The organism is Marinomonas profundi, from assembly GCF_020694005.1.
GTDB lineage: Bacteria > Pseudomonadota > Gammaproteobacteria > Pseudomonadales > Marinomonadaceae > Marinomonas > Marinomonas profundi.
This window is the reverse complement of sequence record NZ_CP073013.1, coordinates 2,465,431-2,481,907: the sequence shown is the minus strand read 5'-3', so window position 1 is coordinate 2,481,907 and position 16,477 is coordinate 2,465,431. Positions and strand designations below refer to the sequence as shown.

The window sequence follows — 16,477 nt, the reverse complement described above, 5'->3', positions numbered from 1 at the left end:
TACTTGATTCTATTATGACGGAAGTGATCGTCGCTATGACTGGAACAGTTCTGCCAATTTTTCACCCGGATCATCGGCGCGCATAAAAGCCTCGCCAACTAAAAACGCATGAATGCCCTTTTGACGCATTAAAGCCACATCGTCACGAGTGTGAATACCACTCTCAGTGACAATTAATCGATCTGCCGGCACGCTACCCATCAATTCAAACGTGTGATCCAAGCTCAACTCAAAGGTATGAAGATCTCGGTTATTAATGCCAAGCAACTCACTTTGAGTATGTTCCAAAGCCAATTCTAACTCTTGACGATTATGCACTTCTACCAAAACATCCATACCAAGGTCACGCGCCATTTGATCTAACTCACGCATTTTATCGCCACTTAAGCACGCCGCAATCAATAAAATACAGTCAGCGCCAATCGCTCTGGCCTCAAGCACCTGATACTCATCGACCATAAAATCCTTACGAATCACTGGCAGTTTACAAGCCGCGCGTGCTTCGACTAAAAAGTCTTCGTGGCCTTGGAAAAAATCCTGATCTGTCAATACCGACAAACAAGCCGCGCCGCCTCTCTCATAGGATCTGGCAATGTCCGCTGGCGCAAATGGACTCCGTAAAATACCTTTGCTTGGCGAAGCCTGTTTCACTTCCGCTATCACCGCGGCTTTACCAATGGCAATCTGATGCTTCAAAGCGTGAGCAAAACCACGGGGCGCATTGTGTACATTGGCAACCGATGCGGCGACCTCTAGATTGCCGTATGGCGTATGAGCTCTGCGCTCACTAATTTCTTCATACTTACGTGCAACAATATTCTTTAAAATGGTCGGTGTTTCTATTTGCATTAGATTACTGCTCCTATTTATTACAGTGAGTCAGGACTCATAAAACAACGGGTAAAGCTGGCAAGTTCAGACATTTTTACCTTCGCTGTGCCACCGCCAATCACATCTTCGGCAATAATCACCCCTTCTGCCAAGGTATCTGCAATGCCCGATACATAAATAGCTGCCCCGGCATTTAACGCCACAATATCCCGCGCTGGATTCACCTTGCCTTTGCCGTCTAAGGCCATCTTGATTAACGCCAAACTTTCATTCGCGTCTGTCGCTTGAATGGCCGCAACCGATTGCAACGGAATGCCAAAATCCTCAGGAGAAATCTTATATTCGACAATGTCGCCGTTTTTTAATTCAGCAACATAAGTTGGCGCCGAAATGCTGATTTCATCCAAGCCGTCTTCTGAATGCACCACCATCACATGCTCACTGCCCAGCGCTTTCAATACTTCTGCAATAGGACGTACCCACTTCTGATGGAAAACCCCCATGACTTGACGTTTTGCATTGGCGGGATTAGTCAGCGGGCCGAGCAAATTAAAAATAGTTCGCGTCGCCATCTCTTTTCGAGGCCCCACCGCGTATTTCATCGCAGAATGATGGTTCGGCGCAAACATAAAACCCAAGCCTATTTCTTCAACGCAGCGGCAAACTTGCGCGGCATCCAGACCAAGATAAATACCCGCCTGCTCCAATACATCCGCACTACCGGATTTAGAAGACACTGATCGGCCTCCATGCTTTGCCACTTTACCGCCAGCGGACGCCACCACAAAAGCCGCCGCCGTTGACACATTAAATAAATTGCCACCATCACCACCGGTACCACAGGTGTCCACCACATGATCCAGCTGCAAATCCACCTTGCTAGACAACTCTCGCATCACTTGTGCAGCGGCGGTAATCTCTTCAACCGACTCGCCTTTCATTCTTAAGCCGATTAAAAATCCGCCTATTTGTGCTGGCGTGGTTTTTCCGGTCATGATGTCATTCATCACTATTCGCATCTCGTCGCCGCTCAAATCTTGGCGTTCAACCACCGCAGCAATCGCTTTTTGGATATCCACCAGCCTCTCCTATCGTATTAAACTGTCGTATTAAATCGTCGTATTAAATCGTCGTATTAAGAACGTCGTATTAAGAACGTCGTGCTAAGAAATTGGCCAATAAAGCATGGCCCGCCTCAGTTAGAATCGACTCAGGGTGAAATTGCACCCCTTCCACAGCAAGGGTTTTATGTCGAATCCCCATAATTTCATCTTTCTCTCCCGCTGGGGTTTGAGTCCAAGCGGTCACTTCAAGACAATCGGGCAAAGTATCCGCCGCGACCGCCAAAGAATGGTAACGCGTCGCCGTTTGCGGATTTGGCAAACCAGTAAACACCGAGCTATTTTGATGATAAATTAACGACGTCTTGCCGTGCATAACATTTTTAGCACGAATTACCTCGCCACCAAAGACCTGAGCAATACTTTGATGACCTAAGCAAATACCCAAGATGGGGATTTTACCGGCAAAAGCCGCAATCGCCGCCATAGAAACACCTGCTTCATTCGGGGTACAAGGCCCCGGCGAGATAACCAAATGTGAAGGCGCAAGACGCTCTATTTCCTCGACACTGATATCGTCATTACGATACACCCGAACATCCGCACCCAACTCACGAAAATACTGCACAAGGTTATAAGTGAAAGAGTCATAGTTATCGATCATCAATAACATAAATCAATTAAGCCTTTGATTTTATTCAATAAATAAAAATTCATTGCTATATGTTACCCCCTATATTACCCCTTTACGTAAGTTCAATTGAAAAAACAACAGAGATAACTAAAAAAACAGTGTATGAATTCTATCAAACCTCTTACTTTTTCGCTCATTTTAATGCGTGCCGTTTTTTTGCAGTGTTTTAGACGTCGAAAACAGTGCAGCACGGAAACCATAAGGCTTTCAGCGTTTTTTGCGTCTATTCTCAGCCGTTTTAAGCTGCAATTTATTTCATGTTGCTGCAATTCCATTTTTTATAGAAACGCACGCTATACGGGCTGTGGCGGCTTTTAATTGCGCTTTTAGAATTGCAGGAATAAGAAAAAGCGTAAAGCGTGCGGGCGTGGGGAGGAGTGCTTTTTGGGGGTCGGGGAAGCGGCGCGCGGGCTGGTTGCTGGCATGAAAAAGGGCGCAGTATGCGCCCTTTGGTTGTTGTGTGGTGTGCTGGTTACTTAAGTAATGGTTGCAGCTTACCCGCTTGTTCCGTGGCTTCCGCGCCTTTTTGTGTGTAGCTGGCGGTGTTCATTGGTGGTGATGTTGTGCCCGCTCCACCCGGATCACTCCATGTGTATGAGTGGTTGTGCGTTCCTGCAATTTTCGCGAGGTCTGCCACGGTGTTCATTAGGTCGTGAAGCAGGCTATAAATGTTTGTCGTATCGTCACCAGCGTGGTGCTTTGCTGCGATCATTTCATGCAGCTTTCCAGCCTTGAACCGTAAGTCTTCTTCTATTTCTGTTGTGCTGTTCTTGCCTTTGGTTTCCCATTCGTTGTCTTTGTTTACTTGTATGTATCCGGTTTCTGATTGTTGCCAGCGTTGATCCGTCTCGGCCATGTTGGGCAGCTTCAAACCGTGGGGCAATATGGACCTAATGAACGGGTGTGCGGGCGATCCATAAGCAAAAGCCAATTCAACAATAGTGCCTTTGCTTGGCTTTGACCAAAAGCCGCGCTGTTCGCCGCCCGCTGGAACGGGTAATAAGACATCTTCTATTATTGGTATGTCTTTATCTTCTTGTCCGTTGGCTTTTAGCAGTTGAACAGACACAGAATACACGGGCGTTTCTTCCGTTGCCAACTCCCCCGCCAACGGCGTGAGTATGTCGGTTACTTTGGCCCACATGGGTAAATGCCAACCGCTTTTTAATTCTGGGTATTTGCGCATGAGTACGCGTTCAACTATCGCTTCCATGAAACCACCATTTTTGATTCGATCATTCGCACGCTAGTAAGACGGTTATCGTTTAATAGATAGTTTGGCCGTATACCTGGTATTGCCATAATCTCGGCGCTTTGCGTTGCCAATTGTTTATCGAGCACCGCCGCCGGTATGTGTATTGGCGTGTCTGGCCAATGGCCGTCTTTCCACGATCCTACATAGATTAAACCGTCTCGCCTTTGCTGCCACAAATAGCCGCTTATGCCGAATACATCAGCAATGGCTTTGATAAGATGGAAGCCGTTGCCCGTGTTGATGAAGTGAGGCACTTTTTTAGCCGCGTAATCAGCAACGGGCAAATCAAAACCTAGCCCTGTTATTTCCTTAACCTTGGTTAGCACTTCTTTTAATGTGACGTTACGCAATGCCAATGGAACCGGCATTTCTAGCATGTTGGATTTCTCCCGACAAAAGATGGTTTGTACGCCTTTTCCCGCTGGCGTTGATCGTTCTATGTATCCATAGAATTGCCCTTGTTGTTGACGGCCATCAACCCCAAACGAAAAAAACGCGGTCCCACTTAGTGAAACCGCGCTTTCTACGACAAACGTTGCTCGACCTGGCATCATGGTATTTAGTGCTACATCATGCGAAACCAACCCCGCCCTTTCACCATTAATTTTAAGCATGTAATCATACTTCATCGCCTTTTTTTTCCTCTTCTGCCAAGCCTTTATCTATCCGCGCCAGTAGTTTTTCAAACCACCCCGCCGGCTCACTTTCCGCCGCTGAAACCTCAGATATAACTTTTTCATCAGCCGGCGCAGCTTTCGGTTCTTCTTCTTTGATTTTCTGTGTTTCGACTTTTTCAGCGATTGATAAATGCTCTATCAGAGTAAACGACACAGACCACGCCTGTTCTTCGTCTAGCTCTTGCGCGCTTACCTCGTCTGTGAAACGAACCTGACGGACGCCAAAGGCTTTGGCGGTTTGGTTTTCAATGTTGTAAACCTTCCGCGTGCCTTTGTTTTCGTCTTTCGCCATACTTAGCAACTTGATGTTTTTTAGAAAGTCCGGTGTGTTGTATTTGATTTTCAAAGAGACACGTAAACGACACGCTTTGTCGCCCTCTTCCGCGCCTGCAGTCGATGAACTTTTTCCGGACAAATCGGATTCCGGCAAACTGAATTTACAGTTTACCGTGTGTCCGTAGCCCTCGATGTTTGTTTTATCCAGAACGAGGATTATCATTTTTTAACAACCTCGTCACACCACACTGGCGTAGACAGTTGCCCATCGCCATGCGGCTCTATCACGTAGCATATAGGCCGAGGCGGTGGCGGTTCAGGTGCCAGTAGTGTATTTACACCCCACGACACTAACGCCGCCGCACCCAGCACCAACCAATCAATACCAAGCATATTTCAGCCCCTTTTAAGCCAGCGGAAAGCGCTCTTTGATCTCTGCGACCTTATCACGCCATTTCTGTCCCGCTTCTTCCGTCTGATCGTACTGCCACTCCATGTAAAGCGGATCTGATTCGCGCTTGTACGCGGCCTCTCGTTTTTGCACGTTTTGCGATAGTTCGAAATCGCGCTGCGCGATGACTGAATCGATTTGCTCTTGATCCATGCCCAATGCGGTCATGTACGCCGCTGTGAAATCTTTGTGACTTTCGTTGTTAAAAATGTATGTCTGTTCCATCTTTGCCTCTCTTGAGTTTTATGCTCAGTAGTTTTTGCGTTAATCGCTGTGTGCTAGCGTGGCGCGCATGGCCCAGCCAGCTTTGTATGTTTTGCTGTATGTCGATTAGATCGACCTCTCCCGCGGCGTATTTCTTTTGAAATTTACGCAGCTTGGTTTTAATTCTTTTCACGCTGCATTTGCGTAACAGCCGATGCGTTGAGTAAATCCGATAGCCGAGGAAATCCAACGCCCTCCCGTTGTGTTTTGCGATCGGGAATACTTGCGTTTTGCTGTTTGTTTGCAGTCTCAATTTTGACCACAGAAACCGCTCTATCTGTTCACGCCACGCGTGCAATTGCGCTTTGTCGTGATGCACGATTGTAAAATCGTCCATGTAGCGCATGTATTTTGGCGCTTTTAGCGTGTGCTTTACGAACCAATCCAATTCGTGCAAATACACGTTGGCAAACACTTGGCTAGTCAAATTTCCCAGCGGGATGCCAACTCCCGGCGCGTCGCTTGGGCTATTGTCGATAATGTAAAACAACAGCGCCTTGGTGCGCTGGCACCTTAATTTTTGATCTAGTATCGATTTCAATATGCTGTGATCGATGCTCGAAAAATACTTACTAATGTCTGCTTTTAGCGCATACGCTTTGCCGTGTTTGCGCTCGACTTGCTGCACGAACGATTGCGCCCGATCCGCACCCTTGTGCGTGCCTTTACCTTTGCGACACGCATAGGAATCATAGATATATTGGCGATCAAACAGCGGTTCGATGATGTTATAAATCGCCCTGTGCACAACCCTGTCCCGAAAATGCGGCGCGCTAATTAGCCGGCGCTTTGGCTCAAACACATAAAAATGATGATAGAGCGACATTTGATACATTTGCCAGACCAATTCATTCTGTATGTTGATCACGTTTTCTTCGAGATTGTTAAAAAACGACAATACCGCCGTGTTTGTTGTTTTACCGAGCCGACACTGATATGCCGCATTCAGTATGTTTTCAAACTGATAAATCTGTTCGTATAAACACTCGCTCGACGCATCGAGCGAGGTGATTCGTGTTCCGCCAATCGGCGAGGATGCTGCATCCTTTTCATGACCGCACTGACAGCACGCCTTGGCGTTACTGTTTCTGGCATTATCAAGAGCGGGGCGGAACCCGATGTTCGTGTTCGCATTCGAACGAGCATTGTTCAGATTGAGCGCGCCCAACCCGGCATTCGAGCCGTTGTTCCAATTGCCACCGCGTAGCGGGAATCGGTTCCGCTTATTCATCATGCAACAGCCTGTTTCTGTGGGTTTGCGGCCTTTATCCAGCCGCCCACCATTTTTCCTATTTCGACCAGCTTTTCTGACCAAAGCTGATATTTTTTCACATCGATATAACGCAAATCTTTGGCTAGCCTTACTCGTCGACGTAGTATTGACAGTTCGATATCTAAATCAGTTAACGTCGTTTTCTTGTGATAGCGTTTGTACGCTGTGATGATTAGTCGCTGCACAGTCAGCATAGATAGCCTGATTTCAGCGCCCAAAACGTGTTTTTCGTGCTTTGGGAATTGCTGCACAGCGTTGTATCCATACATCATCATTTCTCTACATTTTTCGTCTATCACTAATACTGTCAAAACGACCTCCATCGCATACTGCTGACAAGTAAAACGCTGGGCTATCGCCCAGCCATCAAAGATTCACAACTCACTACACAAATAAAGCGGGGCGGAACCCGATGCTCGTGCTCGCAAACGAACGAGCATTGCCCAGATTGAGCGCGCCCAACCCGGCAGCCGAGCCGTTGTACCAATTGCCACCGCGCAGCGGGAATCGGCTGCCATAATTGCGCACATACAAACCACCTGCTAGACCCGTATCGCCTGCCGACTCAATCAGCAAGCGACGAAGGGCTTCGTTTGGCGCATAGCTCGGATCTTTCGCAATCGTCGAAAACAACGCGTCATGCACATACGGATTATCGTGTGCGTCGTTGCCGACTGGGCCGTTTCGATTTGTGATTGTGCTGCTCAAGATCGATGATCCTACGTCGCCCGTGCCAGATTGCGACGATGACGTCGAATCAAAATACGCCGTGTGACGGTGCCAATTTTCCTCAACGATAGATGGATCGTTATCCAGCGTTGTGATAATTCGGCCATCTTCTAGGCGCATCTGATCGAGCCATTCCCACACGTTGCCGACTAAATCTTGCACGCCGTAGGCGCTGTGATCATGCGCCCACGTAACTGGGCCTGACCCCGTATCCGTTCTCGGCGTACCCGATACGCTGCCGGGCATGCCGTTGTCAGCACGCAATGCTGTTTCGTGGCGCGCATCGTGAGCTAATCCGTAATATGTGTTACCACGCGGCACTGTATCGTTTGCTAGCGACCACAACGCTATCGCAGCCCACTCGTGGATTGACATCATGTGCCAGTTCGCGCCTTTGTTCGCTGACATTGATTTTGCTGTGTCGTAGTTCACGCTAGTACGCGGCTGAACACCGCCGATTACAGAGCAACCGCCGCCCACGCCCGCCGATGCTTGATATTTACCCACCAAAATTTCCCCGCGATCCACGCCATTTGTGCGAAACGCGGGATGTGTACCTACGCCCAACTGCATGTCGACACCCGTTGCGGCCAACACGGCGGCATTGATGTCTTCGCAGTTAAAACGAGGAATCACGACCATAATATTTTCATTGCCTTGGGCGTCCAAAATCATCGTATTACGACCGCCGGACGCTTTTTCAACCGCGTTGCGATAGCCTGCCGTAGCTGTAATCGTTAGCGATGCGGCCTTGGTAGCGAAATTTGCATTTACGTCATTAATCGCCTTCGTTGCGTCTTCACGAATGTCTTCAAACGATTCTTTTGCCGATTGCATTTGCTGTGTTGCGCTTGTTAGCGCTTGTGTTGCTTGCGTTAGCTCGCTCATATTTTGTTCTCCAATTTCAGTAATCTTTCGTGATTTTTAATGGCGCTGTTCAGCGCTGAAATAGTCGCGACACTGTTTTGCATGACACCCATTTGCATGGCTTCTATTTCGCTTTCGTAGTCGTATTGCCACGATTCGATTGGCAAATCCGCCCCCGTCATTTGCTTGGCGTTCGAAAATGGCACCACCAAATTTCGATTAATGACCTGACCGATTCCCTTTCTCTTTCTGTTCACCGGCAAATACTGAAATGCGAGCAATACACCCGTATCTGTTACTGCACCGTAAAAATTAAAATCGAAATCGCCAACGTCTGACCCGAGAACGAGCGAATACGTTACAGCGTTGTCGTTGTTATAACGCGGCGCTCCAACTGAGATATTTCCGCCAACTCTTTGAGACACCGCTGGCAAGCCCGCTGCTGGATTCGCCGTTGTTGTTTCGCTGGCTCCCGGCACATTTGCCAAAACAAAGTGTGTTATCACCACGTCTTCCAGCGCCGCCACTTTTCGCGCTATGTACCGCGCGCCCGCGTCCGTTACCGTTCCGCTTACTATTTCTGCCATTATTCGTTACCTCTCACGCTGTCGACGGCTCGTTCCAACGACGCACTTAAAAACGTCACATTCATTCCGCTCACCGCGTCGTCAAATATCCACGGTTCACGCACATTTAAAATTTCTTGGCTTCTGTCCATCCAGTTTGCTGCTATTTTTCCTATTTTGTAGCCGTCCAAATCATCAGAAAAAATATGTTCATTTACCGCGTTAGCTTTGTCTTGTTTGCGCTCCACACTGGACGAAAACGAATGCACATTAACTGCAGGCAATGCGTCGACTAATAAAAATTCATAGCGTCGACAAGTACGGCCATACGTCCTGATAATGTATTGACCTAGTTCCGGTTCTTGCGTTATTGCCGAGTCCGTCAGCCATAGCGTTATCACGTCCCAATCTGTTAATGGATCTCGCTCTATTTGCCCCAGCAATGGCACGTCTAAACGCTCGAAAATTGCTTTAAATCCTGCATAACTGCCAGCGTCTTGGGCGTTTTTAACCGCGTGTTTTACTCGCTTACGAAACAAACTTTCCGGCTCGTTTGGCAGTAAATTCATATCGCGCTGATACGCTAGCATTTTTAGTATTTTGGGGTGACAGGTTTCCGCGTCCAGTTGATTGAGCGGCGTTTTTATCCAGCCCTCGGCTTTGTCCCAAAAGCTTGCAAAACCACTGGCTAGCTTTTGAACTTCCGTGCCTTCTTTGATCCAGACGGGCAAATCAAAACGATCTGTCATCACACGCCCTCGCTCACAGTAAGCGCCGATAAACGCGGGATAGACATTTCGCTGATGATGTCGCTCTGATCAAACGTAATGCTTTCGATTTCTGGAAACAATCTATAAATCTCGCTCGCCATGCGCGTAAAACTAAAACGTGAAAATGGCAAGGTTTGCGTCATCACGTACGCGGAATTAGAGCGAAACGCGGCTTGTATTGCTTGTTCTACGCCTGTCAAAATTGCTTGCTTTTCTGTGCTCAATAAATCCGATGGCAAATAGACATTTGCGGTTATTGAATGCGTAGTTTCTGGCATTGCGAACACTTGTAAATCGTCGCCGTGGCCGTGGTAGCCCTCGCTTGAAATCATGCGATTAATAGTTGCTATGTAGCTGTTTGCCGGCGCGTCTAATTCGAACAACACATACGCATTGGCCGTACCTGGTCCCCGTGGTGCTTCGTGTTCGAACCAAATCATATCGGTTGCGACGCCCGCAAATTTCGTCATCAAAAAACGATACACGCCGTCTGTGTGGTAATGGCTCAGCGTATTGAACGCATTGCGAATACGCAGGCGATAATCTTCAATGTCCTCATAATCTGCGCCAACGCTGTCTATCCAATCCACTGGGTTTGTGACCGTTAGCCCGTCAATATCGCAATGTCTGTAATAGCCTGTTTCCAAGTTGTACGCCGCGCCCGCTTTGGCTGCTTGCACAGCGACGATGGCGCCATCGGCACCAGCATCAATAGCCACTTCGTCAATGGTCAATAATTCATAAATCGTGTTGTTAATACTGTCTGTATAAACAACGGTTCCCGCTGGTATCACCAACTCTGCCGACGTATCGACACGCGTAAACAACACACGGCCCAACAATGTTTCGGCCTGCTTACGCTCTACGCCGTAGCTGTCACCCCAGAGATTAATAAACGACTCACCCACGGTTTTTAGGAAAAACTGTGGCATTACGTTTTTAATCAGTAATTGCACGATCCACAAAAATGGCTTAGTAGCAATAACTGAGATCAAACGCCAGAATGGTGAATAGTTGGAATCGTTCGATATTTTCGAACCCGATTCGACTAACGATTCTCTAAACCTTTCTGTGATCTCGGCTTCTGTTGTCGGGACGCCGTTGTCTTTTAATACGTCTTCAAAATCGCTCATACCGTCACCACCAATCGCTCGCCCGCTACGGTTTGGGCCTCACAAATCAGCGTTTCACCGCTTAGTGTTACGTTGGCCGTGCCTGGGTAAATTCGCTCGTCGTTTTCCATTTCTATTTCAATTTCAGTGCACAGCGCATTAATGGTGGTTTGGTTGCGCTCGCCAATCATCCGCCACGCATAGCCTTTTTCGCGGATCATGTGGCGTATGTCTTGCGCGACACAATCAACACCAGTGACTAACAATGGTTCGCCAATGCTGGAAAACACCATGTCATCGTCTTGAATGAGCAAATCGATACTTGGCATTAGCCCGCTTCCATTTCTAATTGATAGAGTAAATCCGCACCGCGTACTGCTTGCCCATTGTTATTCACTTCCATTTTCTCAACGTGTACGGATTTTTTATTTCCGCCGAACATGTTGCTAATGGTCTGGAACAATCCGCCCGACTCGCTGCCGCTTTGACTTGATTCCGCACCGGGCAACACCACCGATTTATTCACCGTTTCGGCTTGGCTTTCGACCTTGCTGATCACTTCTTGTGTGCTGCTTGTGCTGGTGCTCGTATCGATACCTGGCAACCAAGACAGTTTGTTTTTCAGCCAATCGACCTTTTCACCAAGAAACGCGAACGGATCAAGAGCCGATAACCAGCCTTTGAAATCTGTCCACCATTGTTTGATAGAGTCGAATGCATCAATACCTAAATTCCAGCTCGGCATAAGCGACACACCGCTTAACCAAACTTGAAAATCTCCCCACTTTTGAGCCAGCCCCTCGACTAGATCACTGCCCAGATCCCAAACGGGTGCTAAGCTCAAGCCACCAATCCAGCCCGCAAACGCGGCCCATTTAGCAGACAGACTTGCCGTAAAATCGCTACCCATATCCCAGCTTGGCATAAGCGACACACCACTTAACCAGACTTGGAAATCGCCCCACCATTGCTGGATAGGCTCGAAAATAGACACGTCGACAAAGTCGCCAATGCTTGAAAAGAATCGCCCAACAGCCGCGCTTACATCGTCCCAATACACAACCAATGCAACTAACGCGGCGATCAATGCGACAACACCAACCACAACCCAAGTTATTGGATTGGCCAATAAAGCCGCAGTAAACGACCAAATTGCTGGTAATGTCGTCAAAATACTGGTTTTCATGACAGTAAAAAATGCCGCAATAGCAGGGCCATAAAGTACGAACGCGAGTAAAGCGGTTCGTGCAACCCACATTGCCGCAGACCATGCCAACATAACAAGGCGAGCCGCCCAGACAATTGGTCTAAGCAAAACAAAGCGCATCATCAAACCAACGTGGGCGTATTGCATAAGACCAATGGCAAGCGTTACGACACCAGCCACGGCAACAAGAGCAATAAATCCGGTAATCAACAAACCAACGGCTTTGGTCAAATGCGGGTACTTATCCGCCCATTCGACAATCACGCTGGCGGCATCTGTCATCATGTTGATATAGGGTTCAATAGACGGCAGGGCTTTTTGCCAAATTGCGATAGACACGGCGGTCACCGACTGAGCAAGACGAGCAAAGTTGTTTTGCATTTGCGCGGCCATCCATTCCGCTTTTTCCATGCCTGTTATGTCACCCAGCTCATTGATGTCGCTGCCCAGCTTATTGATGTCTTTACCCATCAACTGGATAAAATCGATGGCTTCATCGTTAAACGCACCCGATAAAAAATCTCGGCTTTGGTCCCAGCCCATGCCGCCCATTTCGCCTTTTATCTTTTTCATGATCTCGACAATGGGTAATAAGTCGCCATTCGCATCACTAAAATTCAGGCCAAATTCGGCTTGCGCTCCGGACAACCCTTCTAAAAATGCACCGTACTTCGTGCCCGCCTCTGACCCGCTCATGGTGGATTGCAATGTGCCAAGCACGGCCATTTGTTCGTTAATTTTTACGCCCATTTCCGTGGCGCCCGCGCCGATAGATTCAAACGCGGATTTCATTTCTGGCCCTGTGGTTTTGAACATTTGCACGGCTGTGGCGGTTTGCCCCGCGAGCATTTCTACCCAATTCCCCTTGCCCATTCCGTTGGCTTGTTCTCTAAAAATCCCGTACATCGAACCGAAATAGCTGGTTATATCGGTCACATTGGCCTTTGTGGCTTTTGCTAGCGTGCCCGCCGCCGTGGTGAATTTTGGTAAATCAGCGCCTTCTAATCCGTCTATTGCGGATTGAATGTCATAAGCGGAACGCACGTAGTTGCTGGCCGATTCGCCAAACTGAATGGAGTACTGAAGTCCGGCTTGATTTAGCCGTTTTAGCGTGTCGTCGGCCACGTCCATTGAACGCACCTCGCCAAGCGCCATGTTCATGTCGTTGGCTGGGTTTACCGTGTTGGCAAAGCTGGCGGACGCGGCAATAAGTGCCGTTACGCCCGCCGCCGTGTTCATAAACGCTTTTCGCGAATTGCTCGTGACTTGCTGGATAGTGCGCTGAATACCGCGCATGGGGCCTGTGATTTTATCCAGTAGCCCCACTGTCAACATTAGTCTGTCAAATGATCCAGCCATCAATCCACCAATCCGATTACTTCGAAAATGCCTTGCTTATGCCGTTTGCTATCGCGGCGGTTTGTCTTTCCAGTTCGCGCCCTTCTAACCACAACGCCCTACCCAAATTTTCGGCAGAGTCGTTTTCGTGTGGCAGGTGGCGCATTCGTAACGTTACGAGTTGCTCAAATCCGTTTCTTTCGATGAATTTGCAGAACTCGCTCGCGTCTTTACCACTTTTGGCAAATCACTCACGAATTCCTCTTGAATGATCTTGATCACGTCCATAACAAGTTGCGCGCGCGGCTCGTTTGCGTCGTTAACTAGCATGCCTTTTAGCTTTGCATGCTGTTTGTTTTCGACTGTGTCAGCCAAAAAACTCCACGCTTGAAGCGTTACTTTTCCGCCATTTGACGACGCGTCTACAAATTTGTTAAACGCCTTGTCTGTCACATTGAATTGAAAATCCACTGTGCCGATGGTTACCAAAATCGCTTGGCCTTCTAACGCCTTAGACATACTCATTCCCCTATTTTCTATCGTAAAATTGCTTAAACAGGTCGTCCATTTTTCGTTCTAGTCGACCCGCTATTTCATTAATTTCATTTTTATGGGCGTACTTTTCTGCCGCATCCAATTTGTGCTGCATTAAGTCGCGTTCGTTGCTTGCTGTGCGCTGGAACAAAAATATAAGAAAAGCCACAAGCCCACTTGTAATCGCTGACAGCACAAACATGGCAACAGTCAAAGTCGCTTGTGACAGCTCCATAACCACCCCTAAACTTTTTTAGAAAGCTCTTCCAAAATGGCTTTTGCGGCCGCTTCAATCTTGGCCGCATCGTTGTTTAGCCCGCCTTCCAGCAACAGCACCGCATTGTCATCGACCATGGTCTTAGTCGATTTCGCCGCCAGTTTTGCCAGCCAAATACCAAAAGTTTTGGTCAGTAACGCGGTTCCTAAATTTCGTAACAAAGGTAATAAAAATGCACTCATGCAAACGCCCTCTTTTGCCATCCGTTAATAAAAACCGCTTGGCTTGGTGTGTTTTCAACAATGGCTTTATAAACAGCCCATGCCTGATATTTGATACAAACCAAAAGCGGCTCTGCTTCTAAACTATTTAGAACGGCCATGCTTTTTGACCCTAAAATACCGTCTTCAACCAATCCCGCGCCCAAATCATTGGCCGCGCGCTGGGCAATTAAAGCCGCTGTTTTTCCGCGCATATTGACGAATAGATTCATCAATTTCACGGCGATACTTTCGGTCTCCACTTCATTCAAACGGTAATGTAACCAAAAATACGTTTCGTAAAACTTGGCCGCGTCCTCTTTTGAAAGCGCCTTTACATCGTCCTTGTTCACATGGCCGTCACCGTTCACATCACCTGCCAACGCTGGCAATATAGATAAGAAACGCAACGAAATACCAAACGCCGTTGCGCCGCCGTTATCATTTTTATGGTCTACATAGCCGCCTTCGTGTTTCAGTACGTCGGCCAATGCTGTTTTAAAGTGGCTCATGGCCTACAACCCCAACGCCGCTATGTGGTTTTGATCCAAGTACGGTACGCCGTTAATTTCAACGAAACGCGGATCTGTCACTTTATACGGGATGGTGTGTTCCAATTTGTCGCCGCCATCACCGGCGGCATCAAGCAATTTAGATACACTCAGCTTGCAGCCGTACGCCGCTGTTTTCAGCTTTTGGTTTACTGTTTGACCCAAGCCGATAATGTCGAATGCGGGCAACTGCTGGAATGACCCAACCTTTCGCGCCTCTTCAATGATTCGATTAAAGTTTTCTGTATCCACGGTGATTTCACCGCTTGCCGCTGTTACGCCATTAACAAAACCATTTGCCACGCCGCGCGTGGTGGTTTCTTTCATGCCGTCTTCGATGTTCAGCGTAAATTGTTTTACGTTTATCAATTGCGTGCCCAATGACACGTTTACATCCATTCCTGAAATGTGATGTGTACTCATGGTCTACACTCCGTTACTTAGTTCTAAGGCCACGGTTGCTTCAATCGCTTTCGGGCAGTTGTAAGGACGAATCAATAAAGCCACGGCCACATTTGTTCGCGTTTTCCACGTAATAACAACGTCACCGTCTTTTGGCTTCTTCACATCGCCTGGCTTGGTAATGCCGTTGATAGTCGTGGTGACACTGCGATTAATCAGCGGGCGCATAAAGTTGGTTTCATGCGCGGCAATAGATGCCGGCGTGCTGTTAAGCCCACGATCACCCACTTTTTTGATGGCTAAAATACGGATCTCACGCTTACACACGTTGACCACACGACAGTTTTCAATTACCGCAAAATCACTGGCTTCTGGCGCGAGCGTCATACCGTCGCTGCAATAGATGCCATCGTAATCGGCATAGACCTGTGGCACGGTGCCGCGAGCGTCGTTCAGGGCTTTTGCATGGCTCATGTTGAAAGTAATACCGTCCTTATCCACGGGTAATGTGGATAAGCCGACAATAGCACCCGACTCCACGCGCATTGGTGTGTCGGCAATGGATTGGTCTTCATGGCATAAACGGCCACAGTACGTCCCCAACCAGCCATCGAACACTTGCGGAATCAATGACAAAGACGGCGCGGCAACGCCATCTTGCAAAAATTCAAACCCAGCAATGAAATCCGCCCAGCTTTCCAAGGTCTTATCAATGACGTCGGTTACTGCGATCATGTGCAAATATCGGCCATACTGATTTTCCGCGCTGGTTACCGCCGCGTTCATGTCGTCTAGCTCGGTTTGCGTTGTGACCGCGTCGGTAACAACAACCATTTCACACACTAGGTTTTGAGCCATTGCGGTATCAAACGCGGCTGACCATGTACCCGCCGCCGCTTGCGGCATGGCGATACAGGTCCAGTTAGTACCGGCGTTTTGTCGCGCCCACTGAATAGCTGTTTTTAGCTTGCTGGACGGGATGCCGAGCACGTCGTCCAAGTTTGTGGTTTGGTCGATGTATTGAATCGTTGCGGCGTTTTTACCCGCCGCGCCGATGAACAAGAATTGCTTTTCTACTTGCGTAAAATCGCCCTGTCCGCTGTCTGTGCTGCTAACGCTTACGCTACCTAATGCCATGTTAT

At 48.2% G+C, this 16,477-nt stretch carries 23 protein-coding genes; all 23 read right to left on the bottom strand.

Annotated features, from left to right (window positions below; translation table 11 throughout):
- Positions 1 to 33: 33 nt before the first annotated feature.
- The 23 genes from trpC to J8N69_RS11575 all read right to left on the bottom strand — a co-directional run bounded on the left by trpC (position 34) and on the right by J8N69_RS11575 (position 16,472).
- A complete protein-coding gene (gene trpC / locus J8N69_RS11680) occupies positions 34 to 849 on the bottom strand; it encodes an indole-3-glycerol phosphate synthase TrpC (RefSeq protein ID WP_168824489.1) in 816 nt (271 codons plus the stop codon).
- Between the two features lie 20 nt (positions 850 to 869).
- The gene (gene trpD, locus J8N69_RS11675; RefSeq protein WP_168824491.1) at positions 870 to 1,910 is read right to left on the bottom strand and encodes an anthranilate phosphoribosyltransferase; all 1,041 of its coding nucleotides are present in this window, start codon (positions 1,908 to 1,910) and stop codon (positions 870 to 872) included.
- Positions 1,911 to 1,980: 70 nt separating this feature from the next.
- Complete coding sequence (locus J8N69_RS11670) at positions 1,981 to 2,565, bottom strand: anthranilate synthase component II (protein ID WP_168824493.1); 585 nt, start codon at positions 2,563 to 2,565, stop codon at positions 1,981 to 1,983.
- Between the two features lie 493 nt (positions 2,566 to 3,058).
- Positions 3,059 to 3,799, bottom strand: a complete 741-nt coding sequence (locus J8N69_RS11665; RefSeq protein WP_168824495.1) for a hypothetical protein — start codon at positions 3,797 to 3,799, stop codon at positions 3,059 to 3,061.
- Positions 3,787 to 4,470, bottom strand: coding sequence for a hypothetical protein (locus J8N69_RS11660; RefSeq protein ID WP_168824497.1), 684 nt, complete (start codon positions 4,468 to 4,470; stop codon positions 3,787 to 3,789). Before J8N69_RS11660 ends, J8N69_RS11665 begins: the two co-directional genes overlap by 13 nt.
- A complete protein-coding gene (locus J8N69_RS11655) occupies positions 4,460 to 5,017 on the bottom strand; it encodes a baseplate complex protein (RefSeq protein WP_168824499.1) in 558 nt (185 codons plus the stop codon). The genes J8N69_RS11660 and J8N69_RS11655 overlap by 11 nt, the downstream gene beginning before the upstream one ends.
- Positions 5,014 to 5,187, bottom strand: a complete 174-nt coding sequence (locus J8N69_RS11650; RefSeq protein WP_168824501.1) for a hypothetical protein — start codon at positions 5,185 to 5,187, stop codon at positions 5,014 to 5,016. The genes J8N69_RS11655 and J8N69_RS11650 overlap by 4 nt, the downstream gene beginning before the upstream one ends.
- A gap of 13 nt (positions 5,188 to 5,200) precedes the next feature.
- On the bottom strand, positions 5,201 to 5,470 hold the full coding sequence (locus J8N69_RS11645; RefSeq protein ID WP_168824503.1) for a hypothetical protein: 270 nt from the start codon (positions 5,468 to 5,470) through the stop codon (positions 5,201 to 5,203).
- Positions 5,448 to 6,743, bottom strand: coding sequence for a reverse transcriptase/maturase family protein (locus J8N69_RS11640; RefSeq protein WP_211084962.1), 1,296 nt, complete (start codon positions 6,741 to 6,743; stop codon positions 5,448 to 5,450). Before J8N69_RS11640 ends, J8N69_RS11645 begins: the two co-directional genes overlap by 23 nt.
- Positions 6,740 to 7,093, bottom strand: a complete 354-nt coding sequence (gene avd / locus J8N69_RS11635; protein WP_168824505.1) for a diversity-generating retroelement protein Avd — start codon at positions 7,091 to 7,093, stop codon at positions 6,740 to 6,742. The genes J8N69_RS11640 and avd overlap by 4 nt, the downstream gene beginning before the upstream one ends.
- Before the next feature lie 73 nt (positions 7,094 to 7,166).
- Complete coding sequence (locus J8N69_RS11630; protein ID WP_211084964.1) at positions 7,167 to 8,399, bottom strand: SUMF1/EgtB/PvdO family nonheme iron enzyme; 1,233 nt, start codon at positions 8,397 to 8,399, stop codon at positions 7,167 to 7,169.
- A complete protein-coding gene (locus J8N69_RS11625; RefSeq protein ID WP_168824507.1) occupies positions 8,396 to 8,965 on the bottom strand; it encodes a phage tail-collar fiber domain-containing protein in 570 nt (189 codons plus the stop codon). The genes J8N69_RS11630 and J8N69_RS11625 overlap by 4 nt, the downstream gene beginning before the upstream one ends.
- Positions 8,965 to 9,693 (bottom strand): phage tail protein, encoded by a 729-nt coding sequence (locus J8N69_RS11620; RefSeq protein WP_168824509.1) that lies wholly within the window; start codon positions 9,691 to 9,693, stop codon positions 8,965 to 8,967. The genes J8N69_RS11625 and J8N69_RS11620 overlap by 1 nt, the downstream gene beginning before the upstream one ends.
- On the bottom strand, positions 9,693 to 10,847 hold the full coding sequence (locus J8N69_RS11615) for a baseplate J/gp47 family protein (RefSeq protein ID WP_168824511.1): 1,155 nt from the start codon (positions 10,845 to 10,847) through the stop codon (positions 9,693 to 9,695). Before J8N69_RS11615 ends, J8N69_RS11620 begins: the two co-directional genes overlap by 1 nt.
- Positions 10,844 to 11,155: a DUF2590 family protein gene (locus J8N69_RS11610; RefSeq protein WP_168824513.1), complete on the bottom strand. Its 312-nt coding sequence runs from the start codon at positions 11,153 to 11,155 to the stop codon at positions 10,844 to 10,846. Before J8N69_RS11610 ends, J8N69_RS11615 begins: the two co-directional genes overlap by 4 nt.
- Positions 11,155 to 13,392, bottom strand: coding sequence for a phage tail tape measure protein (locus J8N69_RS11605; protein WP_168824515.1), 2,238 nt, complete (start codon positions 13,390 to 13,392; stop codon positions 11,155 to 11,157). Before J8N69_RS11605 ends, J8N69_RS11610 begins: the two co-directional genes overlap by 1 nt.
- Before the next feature lie 16 nt (positions 13,393 to 13,408).
- Positions 13,409 to 13,537, bottom strand: a complete 129-nt coding sequence (locus tag J8N69_RS17205; RefSeq protein ID WP_408631799.1) for a DUF6890 family protein — start codon at positions 13,535 to 13,537, stop codon at positions 13,409 to 13,411.
- 8 nt (positions 13,538 to 13,545) lie between these two features.
- A complete protein-coding gene (locus J8N69_RS11600; RefSeq protein ID WP_168824517.1) occupies positions 13,546 to 13,890 on the bottom strand; it encodes a putative phage tail assembly chaperone in 345 nt (114 codons plus the stop codon).
- A gap of 10 nt (positions 13,891 to 13,900) precedes the next feature.
- Positions 13,901 to 14,140 carry a hypothetical protein gene (locus J8N69_RS11595; RefSeq protein WP_168824518.1) on the bottom strand — a complete coding sequence of 80 codons (240 nt, stop codon included), beginning with the start codon at positions 14,138 to 14,140 and terminating at the stop codon, positions 13,901 to 13,903.
- Positions 14,141 to 14,148: 8 nt separating this feature from the next.
- A complete protein-coding gene (locus J8N69_RS11590) occupies positions 14,149 to 14,364 on the bottom strand; it encodes a hypothetical protein (RefSeq protein WP_168824520.1) in 216 nt (71 codons plus the stop codon).
- Entirely contained in the window at positions 14,361 to 14,894 is a 534-nt protein-coding gene (locus J8N69_RS11585; protein ID WP_168824522.1) for a glycoside hydrolase family 108 protein, read from the bottom strand. Before J8N69_RS11585 ends, J8N69_RS11590 begins: the two co-directional genes overlap by 4 nt.
- A gap of 3 nt (positions 14,895 to 14,897) precedes the next feature.
- The gene (locus tag J8N69_RS11580; RefSeq protein ID WP_168824524.1) at positions 14,898 to 15,356 is read right to left on the bottom strand and encodes a phage protein; all 459 of its coding nucleotides are present in this window, start codon (positions 15,354 to 15,356) and stop codon (positions 14,898 to 14,900) included.
- Between the two features lie 3 nt (positions 15,357 to 15,359).
- Positions 15,360 to 16,472 carry a DUF2586 domain-containing protein gene (locus tag J8N69_RS11575; RefSeq protein WP_168824526.1) on the bottom strand — a complete coding sequence of 371 codons (1,113 nt, stop codon included), beginning with the start codon at positions 16,470 to 16,472 and terminating at the stop codon, positions 15,360 to 15,362.
- Positions 16,473 to 16,477 lie beyond the last annotated feature (5 nt).